Source organism: Vibrio sp. OPT18 (assembly GCF_015163615.1).
Taxonomy (GTDB): Bacteria; Pseudomonadota; Gammaproteobacteria; order Enterobacterales; family Vibrionaceae; genus Vibrio; species Vibrio coralliirubri.
In genome coordinates, this window is sequence record NZ_JADDYK010000075.1 from 131052 (window position 1) to 155234 (window position 24183).

Genomic DNA, 24183 nt, shown 5'->3' on the forward strand with positions numbered 1-24183 from the left:
TCGCGATAAGCATGCCGATTGCAATTGCAATTGCCATGTCATCTTTAACCATCATGTATTTCATCTTACCGTTTGAAGTCGCGAGTATTACTGCGGGTCAAAAAATCATTACCGGTATCGATAGTTTCAGTTTATTAGCTATCCCTTTCTTTATCCTCGCGGGGAATATAATGAATGTGGGTGGCATTGCGAGTCGACTTATCAACCTTGCAAAGCTCTTGGTTGGTTGGATTCCGGGCTCACTTTTTCACGTCAACATCTTCGCCAATATGATGTTTGGCGCTGTTTCAGGATCAGCCGTTGCAGCAGCGGCTGCGGTTGGTAAAACCTTAGGTCCTGAATTAGAAAAAGATGGTTATGATAAAAACTTAGCAACAGCAGTAAACGTTGCATCCTGCCCTGCAGGCTTACTAATACCGCCGAGTAATTCGTTGATCGTATTTTCAGTGGTATCGGGTGGAACATCCGTTGCGGCGTTGTTTATCGCAGGTTATGTCCCAGGTATTCTAATGGGCTTAAGTTGTATGGTCGTCGCTTATTTCATCGCTAAAAAGAAAGGCTATAAAACAAGTGCCAATGACGGCTTCACAGCGAAAGATGTGCTGAATATTGTTTGGCAAGCAACGCCAAGCTTAGGGCTTATTGTTGTGGTTATTGGCGGTATTATTGGTGGTGTTTTCACTGCGACAGAAGGGGCGTGTATCGCGGTTCTTTACTCTTTTATACTGTCACTCTGTTACCGAACTCTTAAATGGGCACACTTCCCGATAATTTGTAGAGAAACCGTTCAGGTCACTGGCATTATGCTGTTTTTGATTGGTGCTTCTACCATTATGTCATGGGCTATGGCGTTTACCGGTCTACCAACCATGATCAGCGATTGGATGCTCTCTATTTCAGATAATCCAATTGTCATTTTTATTCTGATGAACCTGATTTTACTGATCGTGGGCATGTTTATGGATCTTACGCCAGCCGTATTGATCTTTACCCCTATCTTCATGCCGATTGCTGAGCACTTAGGCATGCATCCAATTCACTTTGCGATGATGATTATCTTCAACTTATGTATTGGTATTGCAACGCCACCCGTTGGCACGGCGCTATTTGTGGGTTGTAGTGTCAGTGGTTCCAAGATTGAGAATGTTATAAGAAGTATCATGCCGTTTTGTGCCGTACTGATCGTCACACTGTTGGCTATTACTTTTATTCCAGAAATTAGTTTGGCTCTGCCTCGTGCGTTTGGATTAATCAATTAGCCTTACAAGGGTAAGATTTAACGACTCAATATTGGTCATCACCTAATAAAAAACCGCCTGTATGAAGGCGGTTTTTTTATCAATCAAACTGAAGCTTAATATTATGCTTGCTGTTTTTGTAGCTCAACTTCTTTCGCTTCGTCTTCGATTAGAGAATCAACGATGACTGCACATGCTGCATCACCAGTGATGTTCAGAGCAGTACGGATCATGTCGAAGATACGGTCTAGAGCGAACAACAGAGGTAGACCTTCGATAGGAATACCAGCTGCTAGAAGAACTGCAACCACTAGGAAAGAAGGACCAGGAACACCTGCTTGACCAACTGCGCCTAGCGTAGACGTTACGATGATAGCAACGTAAGCACCCATAGATAGGTCGATGTTGAACAGCTGTGCGAAGAAGATAGCAACTAGGCCGTAGTAAATTGCGTTTCCAGACATGTTGATCGTCGCACCAAGAGGCAGAACGAATGAAGCCGTAGAGTTACGAACGCCAAGTTCCTTCTCTACCGTTTCCATTGTTACTGGCAGTGTCGCCATTGAAGAGGCTGTTGATAGTGCAACCGCTTGAGGCTTCTTCATTGCCACTAGGAACTTCTTAGCTGAAGTCTTAGTGAAGATTTGAATCATTAGCGGGTAAGCAACAAAGCCGAAGATTAGAATCGCAGCGATGTAAACAACGAACAGTTTGAACACAACCATAAGTGCGCCAAAACCGAATGTACCAACTGCTTCTGCCATTAGGCCGAATACGCCTAGTGGTGCAATGATCATAACCTTGTTAATAGTAAAAAGAAGATTATAGCGGTATTATGTTCGAAACAATGAAACATTTAGGTCAGTTTAAATATGAGACTCAATGATTTAGCAGTAGTGGTATCGAACGTTAAACCCGTAGTGATCACTTACACACGATTTTCTACAAGCATACAAAAAGAAGGTTTATCAGAGTATCGACAAGATGAATTGACCCAAAGGTATGTAATTGATTTTTGTGAAACACATGGTGTTCCACTCAACGATATAATATCTCTGAAAGATCGTGGTGTGTCAGCATACCGTGGCAAAAACATGACGCAAGGTTCGTTATCGGAACTGATAAACCTGTTTAAAGGTGGTGAACTTCCAAAAGTGTATAACGAGAAGGGCGAGATAAACACATTCTTTTTCATAGAATCCCTTGACCGATTAACACGTTCAGATCTGCATACTGCAAACAAGCTTTTCTTAGATTTGGTTGAATACTGCAACATCGTAGTTGTGGCTGAAAATGAACAAAAAATCTATTCCTTGAACTCACTCAAATCAGATATGGGAATGTTGGACCTGTTTTCTGCGCTTCTCACGCTTTCTCGGTCACATAATGAGAGCAGAATGAAAGAAATGCGACATCGTGAAAACTGGTCGAAAAAGCGTCAAGAAGTCATTGATTATTTTGATTTGACTGAGGATCAAAGAGTCGGTCTGAATTACCCTTTAAACCCGACAAAAACTTGTCCTTGGTGGCTTAAACCGAAGCCAGATAATCGAGGTTTTGAATTTATAGAAGAAAATAGAAAAGCAATGAAGTTTTTCTTAGAAAGAATGCTTGATGGATACGGTCTAACTTCATCAATCAGACGTTTAAATGATGCTATAACTAAGGGCGAATTCAAAGTCGAGTTTTCAAAGAAACAAGATACAAAAAAAGGTTTTCAAACACACACTTTTTATCAGGTTCTTACAGATGATAGTAATGAATCATTAATTGGAAATCTGATCTTTCATAAAGACTATTACCCAACAGAAAAGGATGTTCAGCAAGGGCTGTATGATAGAAAAAAATTAGGGAAAAAGGTGCGTATCCCTGTTTATACGGCAAAAGGATTTTACCCTGCATTGTTGACAGAGATTGAGTTTCTTATGTTAAGAAAGATGATGGGTGAAAGAAAGCAATCAAATACAAAACCAAATAAGCGAGTAGCAAACATTGCGCAAGGGATTTTAAAGTGTCCTAAATGTGGATATAGCTATGTAGTAAATGATGATAAACGTTCGGGCAGACACGCAAACTTAGTTTGTAGTTATTCTCGATCAGGTAAATGTGATGCGTATACGTACCGTGTTGAGTTTTTTGAACATAATCTATTGAGTTATTGCAGAAACATTAACATTGGACGAGTGCTTGGGTATCAAGTTGACGATAGTGCTGTCATGGAAGAACTGACAAGACTACGGCACGATCAATATCAAATAAATCTACTAAAATCACAAGTACAAGTCGAAATTGAACAGTTGGTTAACAATATATCTAATATTACGATTCCATCATTGCTTGAAAAAGTTCAACAGGATTACGCCAAAAAAGAACTACGAATTCAGATGTATGACGATCAGATGAAAGCTATTGAAAGCGATATATTAGCTATCAATATGCGACACAAGAATAACATAGATACCAATGATTCGATTTACGAACTGATAGATGTTGTGTCTGAAAAAAGAGATGTTGAAAAAAGGGAAAAACTAAATATAGAATTGAAAAAGATAATCAAATCTATGAACTTGATCAATAAAAAAGACGCAGAAAATCCATTTGGAAGAAATCTTTTGAAAGTTGACTTTTTTGATGGTTATTCAAGATTTATTCCTGTTGATCGCAAGCTTGAAAACGAAGAATTGTTTGATATTTTACCTGTGATAGAAACAGAGACAGTTAAAGATTCGATTGATTATACAACTACAATAATTTTACCAATAGACTATCTGGAAGGATTAGAGAGTAAAAAATACCCGCCAGTTGAAAAAATGGCACAATTCTATCAAGAAAATCCAGCGAAATATTTGAAAATAAAAACAAAAATCGAAGAATCAGAACAAATTTTTAGTTGATTGTTAAAGGCACTTTCCAAAGTGCCTTTTTTTATCTCTGTTATCCTTCAAAATTCACCACTCTACAAAAAATCTCATTCATCAAAACCACGCAACAAAAGCATTCTTGCTGTCCCTCTGATTTTTCTCATTCAATGTATATTGAAAAAAGCATAATTAATGATAAATAAATTATATATGCAGAAGGAAATTTAGAATGAAAAAACAAAGGAAAGAGTTGCTTTCTAAAATCGAAAGTGAACAAAAAATCATAAATGATTACATTCTTCAAAATCAAAAAATGAAAGACGAGGTTGAACTGTTTGAAGATCAAGAGAGAGTTTCAAGCTTTGAAGCTGACAAGATTCATAACTACTATCAACACTATTTTTTAATAAAATCCAAGATAAATGAAGTTAATGATTTAGAGAGATTAGTTAAAGATTTAGGTGTAAGAAACATAGTGTCTAAAACAAAATCGTTGATAGATGATAAAGAATCTGAACTTGAAATTTTAATGAATAGAAGAGTTGAAGTTGATAAGTTATTAGAGTCGTTAAGTAAAGAATTAGCGACTGAGATAGACGCTAAAACTTATGATTGTGAGACTGCTTTTTCTTATGCGAATTTTGATAATGAACAAGAGTATTTGAAAAGAGAAATTGAACGTATTGAAAAGCAGATTGAAACATTGAAAATAAACAAACTAAGTAAGTTTAAAAAGGCATTAGTGATGCTGTGTGTAGTTGTCGTTATTGCAGAGTTATTTTTATAAAACAATAAATTAAAAGAGAGGAATAGAAAAATGAGTATAAAAAGTATTTTATTAAACCTAATGGCAGTATCAATATCTGTCTATACAGTGGCAAGTAAAGAGGTAGTGGAATGGTTAGCGTTTCAAGAACCAATCTTAGCAGTAGCGTTAATGATACTGATGTTTGTGTATATCTTAACGAGTGTCTTTATGACGCTTCAAGCTGTTGAAGTAAAGGTAAAAGGCAAAGAGTTTTATCAAGCGATATGCGCTAACGCTTTGATGCTGATAACAGGGATTATAACGATGTTTAGTGCTGAACTTATCACGACAGCTATATATAAGCCATTTATCTTAGTTTACTGCTACTTCGGTCTTGGTTTAGTAGTGTTATTGTTAAAGCCAAATTCAAGTGTAGTTTTTTCAGCGAAAAGTGAGTAAGTCTATGATCGAAAGTATGAAAAGATTTTTTAAAGCTGATTTTTCGAAAGATTGTTTAACTTCTCTACTGCCAGTTTTTTTGATGTTAGTTTTTATATACATTACACAAAATATGTTTTTTAATATTTCAGTTAGTAATTCTTACGTAGAATCAAAGCAGAATGTGTTTGAAGTAAGTCATAACTTACCAAACGTAAAAAAGTTGAGCGATGAGGAAAAGATAATGATTTATGACAATGCTGATTTAGCACTAAATGTTTTTATGAATGTATCTACAAATCAAAGTTCAAACAACAACAATGAATAACCCAAAGTGATAAGCAAAAGCTTATCATTTTTTATGAATAACCCTCACAATCCCCACATCAGCCAGTTTACCAATCTTGAATAATCCAGAAGACACGCTCTTTTGAGCGTGAAGAATCACAATAATATAATTATTATTGTTCAATCTTTGATTTTTCCCTTCATACCGTTGTTTCTAATGTTTGTTGTAAAGTTATGCGTATCTTTCTGCGTAGGACAAACGCCAGCTTGAATCTTGATGAGTAAATACAAGGCTTAAAAAATAAGATTCAATCTCACGTTTATAGAAAATAGCATATAAAATATTTTTTCGTTTTACTCTTGCAATTTTATTTTTATATGTTTTATTGAATACATAACAAGGAAGTTATTACTATGAAAGATAAAAACAATAAAGAGATAACATTTAATCAGGAAGATTTAAAGTTCATCAATGAAAAGAAAGAAATGACGTTTGACGAATTAGCTGACGGGATTCAGTTTGAGAGTCAAGAAATTAAGTTTAAGTCAAAGTTGCCAAAAGCAAGGAATAGCTTTAAATCAAGACGATAACTTTAATCAAGAAATGTTCAAAACCTCCTTTTTGATATTTCCAAAGAAAGAAGCTTAATTGCTTCTTTTTTTGTGTCTGGATTTGCAAAATCTTATTTTTTTGATATCACATATAGTATAACCAAGGAGAAATATTTATATGATTAATAGTAAAGTTTTTAACAAAGATTACGACATTTTTATAGATGTGATTGATTACGATTTAGACTACGAAGAGTTTCATTTTATTGTTGATGAAGAGACTTTCATTTTAAGTCTAACAATGCTTAATGGCTATGAGTTAATGACAAGTGATAATTCAATGATTGAACACGATTCAGATTATCAAATGATAGATCAAGAGGAATTGTACCAGCTTCACCAGAACTTAAAAGCAACAAGCTTTTACAGAAAGGTAAAGCAAAGAGCTGTTGACCAAGTTATTAAAGCTGATTCTGAAATGGCTTCAATCGACTGGAATGAGCAAGAGCTGTTTGAGACTGAACTGATTTTAGACGATTTACAATAGCACTTTTCCAATTTTTGCAAATGTGCTTAATAACTGAAAAACAAGGAATTTTTAAATGAATAGAGAAGAATACACAAAAACGAAAATACAAGAGACAAAGGAATCTTTAAAGCAAAGACCTAATGACTTAGTTAATTTAAGAGTAAAAATGGGACAAAGGCAATTTTGGAGTTCAGAAGATTATGTTGATGAACTTATGAATCAATGTTCAAAATACGATATCAGACCTGAGATATTTTTAGATCAAGAACAGAACTATCTTGAAATGCCAGCCGAAGCGAATGAGCTTCTTGAAGATCGAGTTGCTGAGTTTCAAAATGCTGAACAAAAAGCTTTTATCGCTGCAAATGACCAAGAAGTTTTAGATCAAGATAAGACACTGATGAAGTTCAACCCTGAAAAAATCAATGATTTTAAAGCTGATGAAGAAGCTCTGAGTGATGAACAAAATGATCTTGTGATTGGTAATTCTGATGAAGAGCAGTTTGTTGATTATTCGAGCGTTAATGATATAAATCCACTTAAAAAAGCTGAACCAGAAAACCAGTCTGATAGTGAAATTCAGCAACAAATCAAAAAGTATGATGAGTGGGAAAAAGAGTATCGTGAAAAGCTGAAAGAGTCCCTATCTTTTGAAAAGAAAGGAATGTTTAAAGAGCGTGTTTATGACGCTGATTCAAATACTTTTGCTACATACACAAAAGCCATTGGGGGCGGTTATAAAAATGCCAGTGCTGGTGCTGACGCTTCGGTTAAACAGATTAAATCGATGTTCGCTAATGTAAAACCGCCAGTGCTTAACAACGCTCCAAAAGATGAAGAAACGCTTAAAAATGTTGTTGAAGCGTGGAAAGAGTTAAAAGCTGATGGGTATGATATTTCGAAAATTAGTTGTGCTTTTGGTGTCCCGAAGGCATACAAAGAAGCTCTAAAAGAATTGCAAAAACAAGATCTGGTAGTTAATCAGGAGTTAGAACTTGATAACTCTCTACAAATCGGAAAACCGATTGATGTTCCTGTTGAAGCTATTGAAAATGAGTCTAAACAAACAGAAAAGAACGTTGTAGAAGAGCCAAAATCAGAACCAACAAGCGACACTGAATCACCAGAATCTCAACCAGAACAAACATCGCAAGGCGATGTAGAGCAAGAGAATGAAGTCGTTTCGCAAGAGATGAACGATTTTGCTGATGAGTTAAATGAGAAAGCAGCGATACCAGTTCAAGACTCTTCTAACGCTTATCAAGAACCGCCTGAATTAGATGATAGTTTTGATTTTACCAGCGAACCAGTTAATGAAGATTCTGACGTTCAACAAAAACAAGGCTTTGAAAATCAAGAAACTGATTTTGACGCTATGCCAGTGCAAGAAAATGCACCATCACGAGCTTATAATGATGAAGGTGAGCTTGCATACTATGAGCGACTTAACGCTGAAAAGCAGCAGATTGATGATGATCAGTCTGATGTGAAGAATGATGAAGTTGAGCCTGAGCAAGTTGTTGAACAAGCACAAGAAGAAGTGCTTGAAGTAGCGCAAGAAGTGGATAACGATGCTGAATTACTGAAAGAGCTGGAAAACGAGGTAGATTCTGCACTTGAACAGCAACAAAAAAACAACTCTCAAAAACAAGATCGTAGAAGTCGAAATCGACAACGTAGATAAATGAAAAGAACAGGTTTGAGACCTGTTCTTTTTTACACTGGAACTTTGTTCAATGCTTGGCTCATACAGGCTTTGATAAGCATAACTTCTGGAATGTAATAAAGCTGACGTAAATTGAAATTCTCTTCAACGTTTCTGAACTGGTTTAGCTGTATTAAATTCTCAACAAGCGAATCAAAGCGCATTATACAGCTATCCTTTTCCATCACTGACACTTCTTCATAATGTCTCTGCAATTGCTCTTCTAACGTCATGTAAGCTTGCTTATATGCGTCTGAGCATTCTGCTTTGTCGTCAATCGTTAAAGCGTTTACAAGCGCAATGACTGAACGAGGCTTCAAGCCAACGTTTCTGAATTCATTCATTAACTCGTTTTTAAGTTCATCGTGCTCTAAAAAGAACGTCAAGGACTGATGAATCTCTTCAAAAAATACTCTTTTTATGACTACTGAACGACTATGTTTTTTCTGCAAAGTTTTCCAAATTTCTTCAACAGTCAGAGCTTCACTTGTCGTTAAGTCAATGCCGAATGATTTGTTAAACATACCGACCATTTTGTTGTAAAAATTGTCTCTTTTCTCTAATGCTTTTTGGGTCGATTCTGAATTCTTATCAGAAGCATAAGCTTGTAAGTATTGTTTGTTTAACAGTGAGAAATTAGCAGTAATTTTAAGTAAGCTTTGATACTTAACGCCAGAAGCCAAGCAGATAAATTGATTAAGCCTATCATTCTCTTCTTTTGTCGCTGGTTGCTTGATATGTATGTATTGCACTAAGTTTGATAGTTGTTGTTTATTCATATAGATACTCCATTATAGTTTTTGTTATTGCTATAATATCTATACCATTTTTAATATAACTTTCAATTTTCTAAAAGAGTTATGCTTTTTTTGCTATACATTTTTTCATCAAAAATTGAAAAAGTACAAAAGTAAAAGACCTTGTTTAAGGTGATATTTGATGGTTAAAAAATAATTTAATAAATCTCTATTGAATAAAAAAATATTTGTTGTAAATAAATATTATAAGAAACAATAATTAAAAATGGAGAATAAGAATGAGATTAAATCTTTTAACACTATCACTGCTTTCAGTAGTTTCACTAAATGCGAATGCTGCTTTTGTTGCTGTGATTCAACCGAGTGGAGCTTATCAAGCATCAAGCAATACAGATGATGAAATTACACCACCTGTTAATCCTGAACCTTGCATTACACGAGAAGACTTGGTTAAAAAAATTAAAAACAACGAAGATGTAACGAAAGTTAATACAAGTTGTATCACGAATTTCAGTGCACTTTTTATGCGTAATACTAAATTCAACCAAGATATTAGCAGTTGGGACGTATCTAACGGTGAAAATTTTGGGATGATGTTTGCAGGGGCAATAGCCTTTTCACAAGACATAAGTAAGTGGAACGTTTCAAAAGGTAGGAATTTTACAAGCATGTTTAACAACAACTCAACGTTCAATATTGATATAAGTAACTGGAATGTTTCTAATGGGATTCAATTTGATTTTATGTTTAGTGCTTCTGATTCATTTAATCAAGATATAAGTGGCTGGGATGTTTCTAATGGAAAATCATTTATCGGTATGTTTCAGTACAATCAAGCATTTGATCAAGACATAAGCAAATGGGATGTATCAAGTGTGAATGACCCAATGGCTGATGCACGACAATTTAGACAGGGTGCGGTTTTACAGCAATCACACATTCCACCATCATTCAGATAAAACAAAAAAAGCACATTGTTTGTGCTTTTTTTGTGTCTGATAGTATTAAAATAAAAAAAATGAATTTATTTCTACAACCTGAAAATGTGACGCAAATCACATTGCAAAACATTGGTTTTAACCTGTTTTTGGCTGTGTTTATGCTTTGTTCGGTATAAAATCAATAAAATGTTATTAAAACTCAATGACTTAAAAAATATTGAATTTTTATTTTAACTCACAATTAAAATGAAATGTCAAGTTTTATTTATTGACTTTTCAAAAATTTCCAGGCATTATTCTCAGCACAAATCGGAACAGAACAAAACTAAATGGAAAACTTTTAACAACAACTTTTAAATAGTCAATTGGTATATAGATTAAATAAAAACACGTATAAAGTATTAACCTAACACTAAGGAACTTTTGTTCTTTCCCTGCATAAAACAGGAGAAAGAAATATGCAAAACAAAAAACTACAACAAGCTCTACAAGACATTACTGATTCTTTGAATGAAGAGATCAGAGAGCTGAATCATCTTTACTGTCCAATGAGTGCTGATGATTTAATGTATCAATACAACCCTTTCGTCAACGGTTCTAAAATCGTTAGAAATGCTGTCTCACAAGCTTTGACACTATCAAGCAAAGATCAGTTAATTGATTTTGTCTTAGGTATGCTTAACAAAGCTTATGCAGAGAATAACGTTTATCAAAAAATCCTCTTTAATGGTTTCAAATCGACAGTAAACGACTACTCGCTTACTGAGCACTGCTACGCTCAAATGATCGTAGAAATGTGCTCAAATCGTCCATCGTGCAGACCTGATCCGTTGCTCTACACAACCCTTGCTGTGATTGTGAATCACTATGCTGATTACTTCCAAGATCGCCACGCTCAACTGATCGAAGAAGCAAAGCTTGTTTGCTTAATGAAGATGTTTTTGTCTATTCAAGCTAAAAAAGCTGAGTTGCAGTTAGCAAGCTAAAAACCACTTAAAACAACGTCCCTTTTATGTATGTCTGAGATACGGCAGGGGCAAGCTACATCTAAAAATTATTGAAGAGGAAAAATAATATGAAATCAATCGGATACATTGGATCAAAAAAGAATGTGGTTCGTTCTAATGAAGAAATTACAGAGGAGATTGCTCACGTTTATGACAAACAAAGCAATAGCTTTGAAGCTCCACTTATTAACTTAGATGTAAAGCCAGCAGCAAATGATGAGCCAATCACTCTTTTCAATGAAGATGCTCTACAACGAATGTCAAAAATGGCTGATGAGAGTGTTGATTTAGTCCTTACAGATCCGCCTTACAAGATTTGCTCTGGGGGTAAGGGTAAAAGTAATCAGCCGAAGGGAATGCTCAACAATGATGATAAGAATGTAAGAAATGGCAGTTTGTTTAAGCATAATGAAATCAAGTTTAGTGAGTGGCTTCCTGATGTTTATCGAGTTTTAAAAGAAGGTTCTCACGCTTACTTTATGACTAATGCGAAAAACCTTAACGACTTAATGAATGAGGCTTTGAAGGTAGGGTTTAAATTCCACAATTTGTTGACTTGGAAGAAGAACAACGCAACGCCTAACCGATGGTATATGCAAAACAGCGAGTTTATTTTGTTCTTTCGCAAAGGCAAATCAAAGTCTATCAATGATTGTGGTTCTAAGACTGTTTTAGAAATAGATAACATCCTTGGGAACAAGGTTCACCCAACTGAAAAACCAGTTGAGTTAATGGAGATTTTGATAAGCAATTCATCAAATGAAAATGATGTTGTATTTGATCCGTTCGCTGGCTCTGGCTCAACTCTTCAAGCTGCGAAGAATTTAAACAGGAATGCTATTGGCATTGAGATTGATGAAGAATATTTTGATATAGCAAGTAAAAGGTTAAACATAAATCAGGAGGTGAAGAACACGAAAAAAGAAGCAAGTAAAGAAACAATTAATCTAACTAATAAAGAGGTAAAGACTATGGCGTATTCAATAAGAAAAGTAAAAAATAAGTTAAAAGACAATCAACAATTTAAAGATACTTTGTTATCACTGATTGATGAAACTATACCAGTGATCAATGAGTTATTTCCCTATTCAAATCTTCAAAATCAATCTGATTACATTAAAGATATGTTGAATGGGAAAACACAATTTTCAGACCATTTTATTTCTATGTATATCTACGAACTTAAAGACATACAGAAAGAACTAATGTGCGTAGATGAAATTTTCGTTGATTTTCAAAGTAAACCTTACAATCAGAAAGCCATTCAAAATCTACAACTAATCAACGGTAGTTTATGTGTAATCGACTATGCACTGTATAACGATGTTTCTGTAAGTGCAGCTTACTTAGAAATGAAGTTCAAATATGCAGCTTAATCAAAAATACAGGAGAAATGATATGACGATTCAATGTAAAAAATGTAAGTGTGAAGATATTGAGTTTGGGAACTATGAGCTTAGTTCAGAAGAAGTTTATTTAGAGAATGTTTATTGCCACAATTGCGGTCATTCATTCGATATGTTTTTGACTAATCGTGATGATGAGAATGCCAATAAAACAGGTTGTTTAAAATGCTCATCAGAAGATGTCGATAGTCAAGAGTGGGACAGTGAATTAGATGAAGATGGCTATGTGATCATGACTGTTTTGTACAACTGCAATCAGTGTAGTTGCAAGTTTGAAAGAACATACGAAGAAGAATAAAACAACCAAGATTTTCTAACTACAAAGAGATAGAAAAATGAAAATATCAATTATTTTCAAAACACAGAGATAAACAATTCAGTTTATCTCTATCAAACAAAAATCAATTAGGAGATAAACCATGAAAAAACTACTTAAAACATTAGAAACAAAAGCAAACCTACACAAAATTACTGTTCAGCGAATGTTTGAAATTTTTGTTGAAATGCAATATCTATATGTAATCTCTGGCGTATCAGAATCAAAATACTACGCTTATACACAAGCCGTATCAGAGATCACTACTGCTTACTTGAATGAAGTCAGACGAAAGCCATTTAGTGATGTTTTAGGCGAGCTTATGGCTCATATCAATCTACTGAGAAATGGCAAAAGAGATAAACATTGCCAACATTTCACACCCACACGAATCAGCGATGTAGTTTCTCAAATGATGGACACTAAACCTGATCAGTTAGAAAAAACTTATCTATGTGATATCGCTTGCGGTTCTGGTGCATTAGCCCTATCAAAGCTTAAAGATTTTAAGAAAAAAGGACAAACAAAAGAGATCTCAATTGTCTTGAACGATCTGGACTCATTCATCTGCAAAGTGGCAACAATACAACTTGAATGTAATAACTTTTTGCACATCAACTACCCGATCTCTTACGTGATTTATAACCACGATGCGCTTTTAGAGTATCAAGAATTTGCTGTAAATGGTCTTACAGAAAAAACAAAAATTGTTGGTTGTGATAATCCTGCGTTAATCACTGATGAGCTTGTTCAACGTGCGTTAGGTTCGCCAGAGCGAATTGAATCAGCATTACAAATGCGCTATCTACATTCGGTTATAGCGTTTAATCATTATCTTTGTAAAAGTGATACTTCTGTTGTTGAACTTAAAGAAGCGGTGTAAGAAGGGTTTTCTAACTCTTCTTTTTTACGAACTCGAACAAAATTTAAATCATTTGTTTGACAAGTGTTATTAAAATGTTATATCTAAAAGAGTATAGATTTAGTTGTTTTATACGCAATGAAGTTCTAAAAATAGTTATGTATTTCAACAGAGAATAGCCATGTTCATCATGGAAGTTGTAAGTATCGATTCTTACCATAACAAACAACTATATTTTTAGAGTTAAAACAAACGAGCTGAGGCGCTGATCACGCATCGGCTTTTTTGACACTAAAAAACACTCTAACGAGTGCTTTTCATTTATGGTCTTCTATTACGTCTACGAGCTGGCTTCTCAACCTCTTCAACAGTGGCTTCAACGGCTTCTGGCTGCTTTTCTTTGACAACTTCAAGTCTTAGCTTGTCTTCTGCTTCAAATCGCTCTCGTAGCTCTTTGCGAAGCTCTGGCGTGTTGTATTTCTCATAAGCTTTGTAAACTATCGGGTAAACTTTATCTGCTTCCTTCGCCATTTTTTGAAGCTGTGTTAGATCATCATTCGATAAGTATTTTAAAAGTCCTGCGTGCTTGTTGATATTGTCATAACCAAGTTTTTTCATGATCATAGTCGCTGAAAGTTCAGTTAGAATCTCTTCTTTTACTGCTAAACCGTCAACCCTTTTACTATCAAGCTTTCTTTTATCTACGCTCTGCGTAGCATGAACAAATTCATGAAGCATTGTCGAGCAATAGTGTATATCACTCATAAACTTGCTTCTTTCTGCCATATAAACGGTTGATTGGCTTCTGTCTTGGGCTGTGATGCAGTGAGCCGTGTTTAAATCCTTTTCAACAAAGCTGATTTGATCATACTCCGTTGTCATAGCAATCTTAACTATCTCTGCGTCAATGCGAGCTTCAAGGTTTACACGCTCTGGTGTCATTTTCTGATTTTTTAGCTGATCATATCGTGCAAATTCGGGTATCGAATCTCTTATTCTCTGAGGTAAGATATCGATATAATCTTCAACAGCATAGTAGCTCCATTTTCTGACTTTTGTTCTGTAATTAGTCAGGATTTTGTCCATTTCAGCTTTTGATTTACCACTTTCTTCAAGCTCTTTTTCTCTATTAGTCAAACGTCTACCATCAAGAACTTTTTTCTGTTCAGTATCCCAAGCTGATCTGATTAGAGAGTCAACGGCCGCTTTCGCTGTTTCACCTTTCATAGCCAAATCAGGGTTAAAATGATCTGGCGCATTCTCTAATCTAAGCTCGTCTTTACACGATTCAAACAAACTGCACATATCTTTGAAGGTGGCGAAAATCGGCACATTTACTTCAATCTTCCCTTCGTGCATATCGTGTTCAACAACTGAAAAAACATAAACGTAAAAGTCATCAATTACGTGCTCACCTTTTTCAATTGTTAATCTGCGAGGTGAGATTTTTAATTCTGTACTATGAAGGTATGACTCCCAATCAGGTTTTTCATAAGCTTCTTCACCGATGAATTTAGCTAATCTTTCATCGATCAATGTTGATACGTCAGAAATCCTTTGTTGAGCTTCTTCTTTTGTATAAGTGCGTTTACCGCCTTTGTTTCTATACGTTTTTCTTGCCATAATAATTGTTTCTCCATTTTTTAATGACTGATACTTTTTTCATATCATAAAAATGAAAAAATTGAATAGAATGTAAAGAGGCAAGGATTCTTTGTTGTTTAAGTAAAAGAAAAATGATTTGATAATTATTGAAATTGAACGTAAAAAAACTGACTAAAAATTATAGTCAGTTTAGTATTTTAATACTCTTTAAAGTCTTCTGGTTTGAAATATAGATGTTCAGTCTCATCAAAATACTTTTCTTCATCAACAATTCTAAGAAAAACATCAAAACCACTTGATAGATAATCAGTAAGATTATCTGTGTATGCTTCCAAACCTTCAAAATCAAATTCATTATCTGTTTCAAACGATCTTTCTCCATTCAACACACCGTTGAATCGATACAAGTGATAACCACAATCCAGCGTGAATGTGCAGTCTGTTATGATATTCTCATCAAATCGAAGTATTGCGATTCCTGCTTTGTAGTGTTCTTTATATTTACTATAAAATCGATCTCTGAAATCTTGATAGCTGTATTCATCTTTGAAGTCTTCATAGACCTTTTTGAACAATGTCTCTGACGATTCTACGAATTTGTATCTTTCAATTTTTAACTCATATTCATTATTCATCTTTTCACCTCTATGTTTAAATCTTCTTTAATTTCCCAAATAATTTTATGGCACTCTTCAATCGTTATAACTTTTGGATTGTTCATATAGCAACTTTCAAGCACATCTACTAAATAACGCCAAGCGTCAAAATCAGGATTATCTTTTAAGCTGTTAATCACAACTTTGCGACTATTTTCCAATCTATCAATTAACTGCTTTTTTGTTTTTGTGTTGTATTCTTTTTCGTAAATCATTTTTAATCTCCTTGTTTATTAATAGATATACTACAAAATAGTTTTTATTCAATTTTTCGTAAGATTATGCACTTTTGCAAAAATTGGAAAAATGACATTAGCCATATTAAATAAGGGCTTTTTTAGACGTTGAAGAGTGAAAAGTTGCTGTTTTTGATTTGACATATTTTTAAAATATGGATTAATAAAGATATGACAAAGAGTAACTTGTCATATAAAAAATAAAACAATTAAAAAAGGAAATAGAAATTATGTTTAAAGAAATTTATAGAAAAATCACAGCAAGAAAAACAAAGACTGAAACTTTAAGAGATACTATGTATTACTATTCGAGTATTGTGAATCAACCCGATTTTAAAAATACAACTATCACTTTTATTACTGACGATAAACAAGCTTTTGCGCTTGAAGAGATTAAAGCAGCTCTGTTGTCTCAAAAAGAATATGCTCTTATGAAAAGAGAAGCAGATCAAAGACATGTTAATCTTATCGCTCAGGGGTTCACATATAAAGCAATTGAAACGCACGTTAAAACGCTGGAAATGCACGTTAAAAAAGTAATCGCTATGAAAGGCAATGACACTGTGTATTTTGGTCTTACTGCTGATAATGAACTGATTATCAAAGCTAATAAACATTCAAGAGATGGGTTTTTAGCTACTATCAACAACATCAAATTAACTACTCTTAAAATCAAAACGATGTAAGGAGGTATTGAATGTCAAGAGATCTGAAGAAATTAAGAAAAAGGTTTAATGTTGAAATGATAACAACAAAAGAAGCGATAAAGTTAGGTGCTACAACACATTTTTTACATCACGTAACCACGTCAAAGATACCTGTTGATTTTAATTGTTATGAAGAACATCTGTATGATAAGAAACTGATGTTAAAAGAACTTGCGGTTTGGTTAAAAAACAAGAAGTAAAAATATAATGATAGATAATAAAATGACATAGGAAAAGCCAGTGATTAACTGGCTTTTTTTGTTCTGTGAGTTTTTATTTTTTATGCTTTTAATTGACTTATTTTTTAATTGTTATATTCGTATCTGTATAACAAGGAGAATAGATAATGAGAAAGAAAATCAATAATTACTACAAGTTTTCAACAACAATCGAAGAGGCAGAAAAGCAGGTTTTAAAGTATAAATTCAAAGAGCTAAAACGTATTGAATCTAAGTTCAAGAAAGTAAAAGTTAATCAGATTCAGTTATGTAATTTCATAGAAGGTAAACAGCCACATTTGAGCAAAATGATAAATCATTCAAGAAATGACATATCAAAATTTTCATTCAGCAATGTGTTGAGATACAAGATCTCTGTTTATCATTATAAGAATATGACGCTTACTGATAGTCAAAATGCAATTGATATGTATAAAATTATTCTTGGTAATCGCATTGTAGAAAAGATTAAAAGCTTAAATGTTTCTCAGCAATACGTAGCGAATCATTTTAATACGACACAATCAAGAATTGGTTGCCTTTGCACTTCAAAAACCTTTGATTCTTTTTCTCTTGCTATGTTAATGAAATACGCAATTGTATTGAATGTTAAACACAAAGATTATCCCACAAAATAAAGAAAAATAAGCAATGTTGTAAAATGTTGCTTATTCTTTTTATAGTATAACTCTTGTCTCTTTTTTCTTTAATGATACAACAATAAGTATCAAGGAGAAAAAAGGAATGAAACAATTAATACTAATATTTTTAAGCATAATAATGCTATCTGGTTGTCAAGAGCCAAGCGATGAAGCTTGTGTTGAGTTGGACGGAGGAATGAAAACTATTGAGAAAATGTCTTTCTCTGAACATTTCTCAATCTGTAAATCGAAAGATAAAACTATCAGTCTTATCGATACTTTTCACGATACTAACGATAACCCTTTGAACAAGTATTTTGAAGAGAATCAGCACATTGACGCTGATCAAGCTGCTTTAAAAAATGCTCTTCAATTAAAACTAAATGACACTACAAAGTTCAGTCATAAGCTTTACAAGAGCTTTGCTGTTTTTTTAACAGTGTTTTCAACGCTTGCTGTGTTGTCGATTCTGACAGTCGTTGTTAGACGATTAGCTAATGCCGAAAATGAGACGAAGTTTAGTCTTAAAAAGTCTGCTTTTTGCTTAACCATTGCGACTTTGATCGCTGGTCTTCATTACGCTTCACCACAATTTCAAATCACGCAAAATCAAGCTGCGGTGAGTTATGCGAATGGCTTATCAAAGAATCTAATGAGTTTTTTAATCGATGAAGCTCAAAGCGATCACAACTACCAAGTTAAGAACTCACGCATTCAAGCAGAGTTAGAGCTTGTATCGCTATTCGATACAAACACTTGTCTATCAAACAACCGTAAATACGAAATAGGTGCAAGAGACTTAGGTTCTCGTGAATTTGAAGATCAGAAAGCTGCTATCGACTATTACAAGAAGAAAAACAATGCTTACTTTCCACTGTTAGAAGACAAGAAACATCGAGGTTTCAAGCTTTACTTTCACGATAGAGCTTCATTTCCGACTTTGACAATGGTGAATGCTGATGGGTGTAGTTCTCTTGTTTACAGTCAGAATGAATATTCTCACGAACTTGGTGAGTTGATGCGTGAAGTTAAGTTTAGTGAAACGGTGTTTAAAGCAGTTGGAGCTAAGGACTATAAAAGCGGTTGGGACACGCTAAACGGTGCTTTTGATTCTATCTATAATAAATCAGAATTGATAAAGAATAGAAAATCTCAACTGCTTATAGCTTACAGAAACGAGTATCAAAAAGGCTTGGTTGTTGGTTATGTTAAGTTTAATGATAACGGCAAACCAATTGCGTTTGAAAGAAGTAGTCTTGATCACTGGTTAAGTCTTGCCGATAAACACTATGAATTTTCAAACAAGAAAATGTGTGCTTTGAATAGTCAAATCGTTCAAAAAGCAAAGAATGATTTTGATGAGTATTTACAAACTAACATTATGTTTGATTATCACTGTCTTAGTTTTAACAAAATTGATTCAGTTCAGTTAGTGTCTGAAAAGGTGTATCAAGTTGATGGTAGTGATCGTGAAGTGATGTTAAATGATATTGAGTATTACGAAAACCAAGCGAAAGACATTTTTAACAGTGCTGTTGATGAATTAGCTTCTCAATATGATGTTGTAAATCAAGCGTTCTATGAGCAAATCCACGAGATTTATGACGTTGAAGAGCGTCTTGTTGAGCTATACAACGAGGGGTTTAAGTCATTTAATAAGTTCTGGAAAGTCCTTAAAACTGGTAATGCAGAGTATCAACACTTGTTTAGTAGTGCTGCACCATTAAGCATTTTTGACACTTCAAAATCATTGCCTTACTACCAGACCAAATCCGATTTAAAAAGTGAGCCAAACTATGATCTTTATACGGTTGATAAAATGTCTGGTATGTATGCACTTATCGACTTAAACAAGGCTGTGCAGCTTGTGGCTAAGTCAAATAGTTTCGGTAGTGTTTTGCTGAAAGACAAGTATCAGGTCGCTTCTGTGGACGTTGAGCAAAGCGGTTCAGCATTAGAAGCTTCTGAGTCAAACATTCTTGATGAAATTCAGGGTTTGAATAACGAAATGATGAAGCTTTACTGTGTTAAAGACTCTACAACCACATCACAAGAGCTTTTAGAGTGTCAACATAATGCGAGTAAAGGACAAGGAAACCAGACTTATCACGATGTTCAAAATGCGCTTCTTATCAATGGTGGTAAAGCCGTTGTAGGTGGTTTAACTACAATAGCTTCATCAAGCCTAACTTCTGCCATAGCCAAAGCTATGCTTGATCAAAACACTGGCAAGAAGAAGATAAAAACGGGTAAGAAAAATAAAGCTGCTGTTCTAAAAAACATTACAGCGAAGACCTTAGACGCTACAAGCACAACGGCTAACTTCTTAGGTGGTTTATCGATGAAAGCTGGATTTGTATTTTTCATATTTGGCTTGCTAATGCAACTACCAGAATTATTTGCTCAAAGCGTAAATCACATTACTCAATTGTCTATTGTGTTTGAGTTAAAGCTATACCCGTTCTTGATCGCTTACGTAGTAGCTCAAATGTATTTTTTAAGCACTGATTCTACTCATCACGTAAAAGCGTTGGGTAAAATTGCATTGATTTTGGCCTCTCCGTATATGCTTGCTACGACTGGATTTTTAGCACTTGCAACACTGTTGTATGTTACTGATTTGGTGATTAACTTTTTACCAGTTGTGTTTGACTTTTTATCGTTGAATTTCACTGCTACATCGGGACACGATAGCTTTTTTGAACAGTTTATTGGACTATTTTTAGACAATATGACAGGGCTGATTTTGCTTGGTGGAACTATCTATTATTTGATTAATATTGGTTCTCACATGATGAGATTGACTGATGCGCTTGATGATGTCTCTTTGAAGAAAACAACTGCTGACGATGCGTATGAGCAAAACAAAAGAACTTTTGATATAGCGATAGTCGGTGGAACAGCTCAATTCAATAGATTCACTAAATCGTTGAATGAAAAACTAAGAAAATAATAGCTGATTATTTTTCACTAAAAAGATCTCTTATGAGGTCTTTTTTTTGCCCTTTTTAAAGTGATTTTGAAAATCATAACTTGTTGAAAACTTTTCTTTTTTCTAATCCGTGTTATACAGATTATGAGATAAAAAGGAAATTTTATATGAAACAATTAAAAACAAAAAACAAAAGGAGTTTAAAGTTAAAAATCAGCTACTTAATCATATTGATAATGATTCTGTTTGTTGGATTTTCTAACGCAAATGGTAGCTTTATTGACGATTCAACAAAGCACATTTTCAATCTATTCACTGAGTTAACAAGTGGTGAACCATCTGGAACTACGTTCTTGCCGACCAATGCACAAAACTCATACGGTATGAACATCACTTTTGCTCAATATCTTGCAATAGCAATCATACCGTTGTTTTTAGGCACTTTTTTAATAAAAGGGCTGTTAGCTTACGCATTTAATGACAGAGATAGAATCGGTGATGGTTTTCAGTTCGTTAGTCTGCTTATCGTGTTAGCATTAATCACACCAAGTTCAGGAATCTATGTTGCAGGACAGAATGGGGCGCCAGGTTATCAAAAACCAATTGTTGTTTTTGTGGGAGAACAGATAGCACTAAAATTCTTCTACTTCGTTGACTCGATAGGTGAGAAAGACTTTGATAAACCCGTTGATATACCTGATTTTAAGCTTGCCGATCCAGTCGCATTTTATGATGACTATTACGCTATCACTAATCTGATGTTAAAAGCTGATTTTGATAAAGAAGCAGAGAAAATCAGTGTAGTAAAAGACCAAGGATTTTATCGAGTGAATGTGATGATTGGCGGTGAGATTGTTAGCTTGTCTCTTCAATCAAACGAGGTTTTGAATAGCCAAGTTGCTGAAATTGGCATTGATTTAGAAGCAAAAGAAGAAGCTTACGCTTTGGCACATTTCACTGACTTATTTGATCACGCTGCGAAAGTGAAAAAAGCTCTTGAAGGTGTTGATGTGGGTAAGCATAGACAATCAACAGCGTCTATCTTTGACACGATTTTGAGTGATGTTGAAGTTGCTTATAGCAGAGATTATACGACTTACTGTAATGCTATATATAAAGACTTACCCGAAGCGATGGACACTATCACTTTCAACAATTTCTTAGATGTGGCCGCTTTATGTGGGTCTAAAAACTTCATAGCGAAGCATTATCAGAATCCTTTCTATGACTATGAACAGCAAGTGTTTGAAAATACTGAGTTAAACAAAGGCTATGCTATGTATTTCGGCACTGAGATAGAGAACTATTCATACAGTGTTAATCAGATAATCGACAAGGTTAAAAGCACTTGTGAAGGTGGTTATTATGCTTGCGCCCAAGCTGCTAACTTCGCTGCTCATAAAGATTTTGTGAGAAACATAAAGGCTGGTGCTGTATCGCCACTGGCACGAACTATTGGAGATAATTTCGATGCAAGCGATAAGACATTCAAGCTAATCACTACAAGGGGCTATGACTCTTCTTCTGCTAAAACCAGAAGCTTCAAAGATCTGAATCTTGGTAAAACGTCAATTGGTGAGTTTGAATTTGCTACAACCTCAAAAAATTACTCTCAGCACATTAACGCATTGGTAAGTAATCTGGTATCTCTTACTAAGGTTGATATTGATACTGATTTTGAAAAAGTCTTAAACACGTATGTAGCTGATGATATTTCTACACCATTTCAGAGACTTGCGACCTGTGCATTACATTCTTCACAAGTAAAAAATGGGTTTCGCTGCACTTCAATAACGTCTGAGCTGTTGAAAGCAGGAAGTGGTTTTTTACAAGGTGGCTCTAAACTTGTCTTATTGAGTGAAATGACTAATTTATCGCATAGCAAAGGCAAAAAAGACGGTCTTGAAGTAGGTAAAAATAGCAAGTTTACGAAGTCGATAAATACTGCAAAAGTTTTAAGTGCAGGATCTGTTATGTATCTAACAGACAAGCCTTTCTTAAACACTCCCTATCAGTTCGATGGAACTGTTGAAGCTTTGATTAGTTCAAAAATCATTATTAGTTTAATGATCAGCGATCCGCAACTTAACAGTGATTTGAATAACATAATCTCTGATATAGGGTGGAAGATGATTTGGTTTGGCATTGCCTTGTTTGTGATAGTTCTTGCAGTGCCTTTTATCTTAATCACTCGCTTACTTGCCACTGTCGTAAAAATCATAACGATGATTCAAATTTCACCTCTTACGTTTGTGATAGCCGTAATCAATGAGTATGGGTCAGCTCGAAATCTTGTTATCGCCTTTTTTAAGCAATTAATATTATTAGCTATCTATACAATAACTATGCTGATGAGTTTCGATTTCTTAGACATTTTGATTATGAGTTTTGTTGATGACTTGATGTATAACTATTCTTTTGAGTTTGTATCGATAGAAAACTTTTTCTTAAACATATTCCAGTTTTTGATGTATGCAATCTTTTCGATATTCGTTGTTGTTAAGTTTTTAAAACAGAATCAAGTCGAGATAGAAAAAGCAGTGAATAAGCTGTAAGAGGTTGTTATGAATAGAGAATTAAACGACTCGCAACAAGCAACACTAAGCTTCTTTCATCATCTGTTTTTAGAGAAGTTTGATAGTCCACAGCACTATAATACTTATGATGGTTTTATAGCAGAGCTTAAACAGTCTGATACTTTTCAGACAGCTCTATCAAAGGCATTAACCGCTTGTGCTAATGATCTGACAGTTTTTATTGATGAAACGTGCAATCGTGAAATGAGTGAAGAAATTCACTCACGATTAATGCAGTTGCAAAAGCCTGTGATTTTAACTTTATACAAAGAAAGTCTTATCAGAAGGTCATACAAGCTTTGTTTTATCAATGCAATTTATGAACAGCGTGATTTAACTGAAATTGAAAAGAATGATGTGAAGCAACTCTTGATAAGAATAAATGAAAAAGAACACGTTTTAGAGTTATTTGAACTGTGTGTAAGAATCGTTGAAGAGCTTGTTGAGTATAAACATAAAGTGAAAAGAAGAAAATTAAAAGGAAAAAAACCGAAGTGAAAACTTTGGTTTTTTTTGTTAGTCCAGCGTTTAACACCAGTCAAAATCACCATCTCGAAGACGTTGAGAAAACTCAACGTTTTTAACCACCACTCTATGTAAGTCTCTTAAATATCTGATGTTTTTATCATAAATACTCAAATCAGGTATGATCTGCAACTGTCTGTATTGCTTTGTTTTTATCACTGACAATAGCTGTCTGTGATGAGCAAAATGCTCTTCAAAATCAGATAATGTAAAGCCTCTTTCTTTTATCTCTGCATCAAAGCAAAATTTATACTCTTCATCTTTCAAGTTATTGAAAATTGTATATGTTAGTTTTATTTGTTTTTTTCTTAAATCTTCACTCATAAAAAATCTCCATTCCATAACTATTAAATACCATAGAATAGAGCTTCTACAAGCTGACTGTTTGAACTTATTCAATAAAATGTTATGTCTATAATTGTATAACATTTAAAAATA

24 protein-coding genes and 1 pseudogene are annotated in these 24183 nt (G+C 34.3%); 19 read left to right on the plus strand and 6 right to left on the minus strand.

The window, feature by feature from the left end; all coding sequences use genetic code 11:
- The coding region (locus tag IQQ51_RS20070) for a TRAP transporter large permease (protein WP_228013048.1) at window positions 1-1259 on the plus strand (1259 nt) is incomplete at its 5' end.
- Window positions 1260-1360: 101 nt separating this feature from the next.
- On the opposite strand, the pseudogene IQQ51_RS20075 reads toward IQQ51_RS20070, so the two are convergent.
- A pseudogene (locus IQQ51_RS20075) lies at window positions 1361-2059 on the minus strand (dicarboxylate/amino acid:cation symporter); the annotation flags it as partial.
- A 51-nt stretch (window positions 2060-2110) separates the two neighbouring features.
- Between IQQ51_RS20075 and IQQ51_RS20080 the strand changes: the two are divergent.
- From IQQ51_RS20080 to IQQ51_RS20110, 7 genes are all read left to right on the plus strand, one after another.
- Window positions 2111-4132: a recombinase family protein gene (locus tag IQQ51_RS20080; RefSeq protein ID WP_193841922.1), complete on the plus strand. Its 2022-nt coding sequence runs from the start codon at window positions 2111-2113 to the stop codon at window positions 4130-4132.
- A 196-nt stretch (window positions 4133-4328) separates the two neighbouring features.
- Window positions 4329-4886: a hypothetical protein gene (locus IQQ51_RS20085; protein ID WP_193841923.1), complete on the plus strand. Its 558-nt coding sequence runs from the start codon at window positions 4329-4331 to the stop codon at window positions 4884-4886.
- A gap of 30 nt (window positions 4887-4916) precedes the next feature.
- Window positions 4917-5306, plus strand: a complete 390-nt coding sequence (locus IQQ51_RS20090; RefSeq protein ID WP_193841924.1) for a hypothetical protein — start codon at window positions 4917-4919, stop codon at window positions 5304-5306.
- Window positions 5307-5322: 16 nt separating this feature from the next.
- On the plus strand, window positions 5323-5613 hold the full coding sequence (locus IQQ51_RS20095; RefSeq protein WP_193841925.1) for a hypothetical protein: 291 nt from the start codon (window positions 5323-5325) through the stop codon (window positions 5611-5613).
- Window positions 5614-5987: 374 nt separating this feature from the next.
- Window positions 5988-6164 (plus strand): hypothetical protein, encoded by a 177-nt coding sequence (locus IQQ51_RS20100; protein WP_193841926.1) that lies wholly within the window; start codon window positions 5988-5990, stop codon window positions 6162-6164.
- Between the two features lie 139 nt (window positions 6165-6303).
- Window positions 6304-6672, plus strand: a complete 369-nt coding sequence (locus IQQ51_RS20105; protein WP_193841927.1) for a hypothetical protein — start codon at window positions 6304-6306, stop codon at window positions 6670-6672.
- A gap of 55 nt (window positions 6673-6727) precedes the next feature.
- The gene (locus IQQ51_RS20110) at window positions 6728-8338 is read left to right on the plus strand and encodes a hypothetical protein (RefSeq protein WP_193841928.1); all 1611 of its coding nucleotides are present in this window, start codon (window positions 6728-6730) and stop codon (window positions 8336-8338) included.
- Between the two features lie 32 nt (window positions 8339-8370).
- Here the strand turns inward: IQQ51_RS20110 and IQQ51_RS20115 are convergent, their stop codons facing one another.
- The gene (locus IQQ51_RS20115; protein WP_193841929.1) at window positions 8371-9138 is read right to left on the minus strand and encodes a hypothetical protein; all 768 of its coding nucleotides are present in this window, start codon (window positions 9136-9138) and stop codon (window positions 8371-8373) included.
- Between the two features lie 257 nt (window positions 9139-9395).
- On the opposite strand from IQQ51_RS20115, the gene IQQ51_RS20120 reads away from it, so the two are divergent.
- From IQQ51_RS20120 to IQQ51_RS20140, 5 genes are all read left to right on the plus strand, one after another.
- Window positions 9396-10076: a BspA family leucine-rich repeat surface protein gene (locus IQQ51_RS20120; RefSeq protein ID WP_193841930.1), complete on the plus strand. Its 681-nt coding sequence runs from the start codon at window positions 9396-9398 to the stop codon at window positions 10074-10076.
- A gap of 440 nt (window positions 10077-10516) precedes the next feature.
- Window positions 10517-11044, plus strand: a complete 528-nt coding sequence (locus IQQ51_RS20125; protein ID WP_193841931.1) for a hypothetical protein — start codon at window positions 10517-10519, stop codon at window positions 11042-11044.
- 89 nt (window positions 11045-11133) lie between these two features.
- The gene (locus IQQ51_RS20130) at window positions 11134-12441 is read left to right on the plus strand and encodes a DNA-methyltransferase (RefSeq protein ID WP_193841932.1); all 1308 of its coding nucleotides are present in this window, start codon (window positions 11134-11136) and stop codon (window positions 12439-12441) included.
- Window positions 12431-12769 (plus strand): hypothetical protein, encoded by a 339-nt coding sequence (locus IQQ51_RS20135; RefSeq protein WP_193841933.1) that lies wholly within the window; start codon window positions 12431-12433, stop codon window positions 12767-12769. Before IQQ51_RS20130 ends, IQQ51_RS20135 begins: the two co-directional genes overlap by 11 nt.
- 121 nt (window positions 12770-12890) lie before the next feature.
- Window positions 12891-13670 (plus strand): N-6 DNA methylase, encoded by a 780-nt coding sequence (locus tag IQQ51_RS20140; RefSeq protein ID WP_193841935.1) that lies wholly within the window; start codon window positions 12891-12893, stop codon window positions 13668-13670.
- Between the two features lie 300 nt (window positions 13671-13970).
- Here IQQ51_RS20140 and IQQ51_RS20145 read toward each other — a convergent pair whose 3' ends face one another.
- From IQQ51_RS20145 to IQQ51_RS20155, 3 genes are all read right to left on the minus strand, one after another.
- Window positions 13971-15272, minus strand: coding sequence for a zincin-like metallopeptidase domain-containing protein (locus IQQ51_RS20145; RefSeq protein ID WP_193841936.1), 1302 nt, complete (start codon window positions 15270-15272; stop codon window positions 13971-13973).
- Between the two features lie 179 nt (window positions 15273-15451).
- Window positions 15452-15889, minus strand: coding sequence for a hypothetical protein (locus IQQ51_RS20150; RefSeq protein WP_193841937.1), 438 nt, complete (start codon window positions 15887-15889; stop codon window positions 15452-15454).
- A complete protein-coding gene (locus tag IQQ51_RS20155; RefSeq protein WP_193841938.1) occupies window positions 15886-16125 on the minus strand; it encodes a hypothetical protein in 240 nt (79 codons plus the stop codon). Before IQQ51_RS20155 ends, IQQ51_RS20150 begins: the two co-directional genes overlap by 4 nt.
- A 251-nt stretch (window positions 16126-16376) precedes the next feature.
- Here IQQ51_RS20155 and IQQ51_RS20160 point away from each other — a divergent pair, with 251 nt between their 5' ends.
- The 6 genes from IQQ51_RS20160 to IQQ51_RS20185 all read left to right on the plus strand — a co-directional run bounded on the left by IQQ51_RS20160 (window position 16377) and on the right by IQQ51_RS20185 (window position 23718).
- Window positions 16377-16832 carry a hypothetical protein gene (locus tag IQQ51_RS20160; RefSeq protein ID WP_193841939.1) on the plus strand — a complete coding sequence of 152 codons (456 nt, stop codon included), beginning with the start codon at window positions 16377-16379 and terminating at the stop codon, window positions 16830-16832.
- A gap of 11 nt (window positions 16833-16843) precedes the next feature.
- Window positions 16844-17053 carry a hypothetical protein gene (locus tag IQQ51_RS20165; RefSeq protein WP_193841941.1) on the plus strand — a complete coding sequence of 70 codons (210 nt, stop codon included), beginning with the start codon at window positions 16844-16846 and terminating at the stop codon, window positions 17051-17053.
- A 146-nt stretch (window positions 17054-17199) separates the two neighbouring features.
- Entirely contained in the window at window positions 17200-17709 is a 510-nt protein-coding gene (locus IQQ51_RS20170) for a hypothetical protein (protein ID WP_193841942.1), read from the plus strand.
- A gap of 106 nt (window positions 17710-17815) precedes the next feature.
- Complete coding sequence (locus IQQ51_RS20175) at window positions 17816-20665, plus strand: hypothetical protein (protein WP_193841943.1); 2850 nt, start codon at window positions 17816-17818, stop codon at window positions 20663-20665.
- Between the two features lie 146 nt (window positions 20666-20811).
- The gene (locus IQQ51_RS20180) at window positions 20812-23199 is read left to right on the plus strand and encodes a hypothetical protein (RefSeq protein ID WP_193841944.1); all 2388 of its coding nucleotides are present in this window, start codon (window positions 20812-20814) and stop codon (window positions 23197-23199) included.
- Between the two features lie 9 nt (window positions 23200-23208).
- The gene (locus IQQ51_RS20185) at window positions 23209-23718 is read left to right on the plus strand and encodes a hypothetical protein (RefSeq protein WP_193841945.1); all 510 of its coding nucleotides are present in this window, start codon (window positions 23209-23211) and stop codon (window positions 23716-23718) included.
- A 30-nt stretch (window positions 23719-23748) separates the two neighbouring features.
- Here IQQ51_RS20185 and IQQ51_RS20190 read toward each other — a convergent pair whose 3' ends face one another.
- Window positions 23749-24069: a hypothetical protein gene (locus IQQ51_RS20190; RefSeq protein ID WP_193841946.1), complete on the minus strand. Its 321-nt coding sequence runs from the start codon at window positions 24067-24069 to the stop codon at window positions 23749-23751.
- Window positions 24070-24183 lie beyond the last annotated feature (114 nt).

Bases quoted from the DNA above. Each gene is read 5' to 3' on its own strand.
- IQQ51_RS20185 (WP_193841945.1), top strand. From the start codon at position 23,209: ATGAATAGAGAATTAAACGACTCGCAACAAGCAACACTAAGCTTCTTT.
- IQQ51_RS20105 (WP_193841927.1), top strand. From the start codon at position 6,304: ATGATTAATAGTAAAGTTTTTAACAAAGATTACGACATTTTTATAGAT.
- IQQ51_RS20100 (WP_193841926.1), top strand. From the start codon at position 5,988: ATGAAAGATAAAAACAATAAAGAGATAACATTTAATCAGGAAGATTTA.
- IQQ51_RS20135 (WP_193841933.1), top strand. From the start codon at position 12,431: ATGCAGCTTAATCAAAAATACAGGAGAAATGATATGACGATTCAATGT.
- IQQ51_RS20170 (WP_193841942.1), top strand. From the start codon at position 17,200: ATGAGAAAGAAAATCAATAATTACTACAAGTTTTCAACAACAATCGAA.
- IQQ51_RS20110 (WP_193841928.1), top strand. From the start codon at position 6,728: ATGAATAGAGAAGAATACACAAAAACGAAAATACAAGAGACAAAGGAA.
- IQQ51_RS20155 (WP_193841938.1), bottom strand. From the start codon at position 16,125: ATGATTTACGAAAAAGAATACAACACAAAAACAAAAAAGCAGTTAATT.
- IQQ51_RS20115 (WP_193841929.1), bottom strand. From the start codon at position 9,138: ATGAATAAACAACAACTATCAAACTTAGTGCAATACATACATATCAAG.
- IQQ51_RS20085 (WP_193841923.1), top strand. From the start codon at position 4,329: ATGAAAAAACAAAGGAAAGAGTTGCTTTCTAAAATCGAAAGTGAACAA.
- IQQ51_RS20175 (WP_193841943.1), top strand. From the start codon at position 17,816: ATGAAACAATTAATACTAATATTTTTAAGCATAATAATGCTATCTGGT.
- IQQ51_RS20180 (WP_193841944.1), top strand. From the start codon at position 20,812: ATGAAACAATTAAAAACAAAAAACAAAAGGAGTTTAAAGTTAAAAATC.
- IQQ51_RS20145 (WP_193841936.1), bottom strand. From the start codon at position 15,272: ATGGCAAGAAAAACGTATAGAAACAAAGGCGGTAAACGCACTTATACA.
- IQQ51_RS20080 (WP_193841922.1), top strand. From the start codon at position 2,111: ATGAGACTCAATGATTTAGCAGTAGTGGTATCGAACGTTAAACCCGTA.
- IQQ51_RS20150 (WP_193841937.1), bottom strand. From the start codon at position 15,889: ATGAATAATGAATATGAGTTAAAAATTGAAAGATACAAATTCGTAGAA.
- IQQ51_RS20160 (WP_193841939.1), top strand. From the start codon at position 16,377: ATGTTTAAAGAAATTTATAGAAAAATCACAGCAAGAAAAACAAAGACT.
- IQQ51_RS20165 (WP_193841941.1), top strand. From the start codon at position 16,844: ATGTCAAGAGATCTGAAGAAATTAAGAAAAAGGTTTAATGTTGAAATG.
- IQQ51_RS20120 (WP_193841930.1), top strand. From the start codon at position 9,396: ATGAGATTAAATCTTTTAACACTATCACTGCTTTCAGTAGTTTCACTA.
- IQQ51_RS20140 (WP_193841935.1), top strand. From the start codon at position 12,891: ATGAAAAAACTACTTAAAACATTAGAAACAAAAGCAAACCTACACAAA.
- IQQ51_RS20090 (WP_193841924.1), top strand. From the start codon at position 4,917: ATGAGTATAAAAAGTATTTTATTAAACCTAATGGCAGTATCAATATCT.
- IQQ51_RS20130 (WP_193841932.1), top strand. From the start codon at position 11,134: ATGAAATCAATCGGATACATTGGATCAAAAAAGAATGTGGTTCGTTCT.
- IQQ51_RS20190 (WP_193841946.1), bottom strand. From the start codon at position 24,069: ATGAGTGAAGATTTAAGAAAAAAACAAATAAAACTAACATATACAATT.
- IQQ51_RS20095 (WP_193841925.1), top strand. From the start codon at position 5,323: ATGAAAAGATTTTTTAAAGCTGATTTTTCGAAAGATTGTTTAACTTCT.
- IQQ51_RS20125 (WP_193841931.1), top strand. From the start codon at position 10,517: ATGCAAAACAAAAAACTACAACAAGCTCTACAAGACATTACTGATTCT.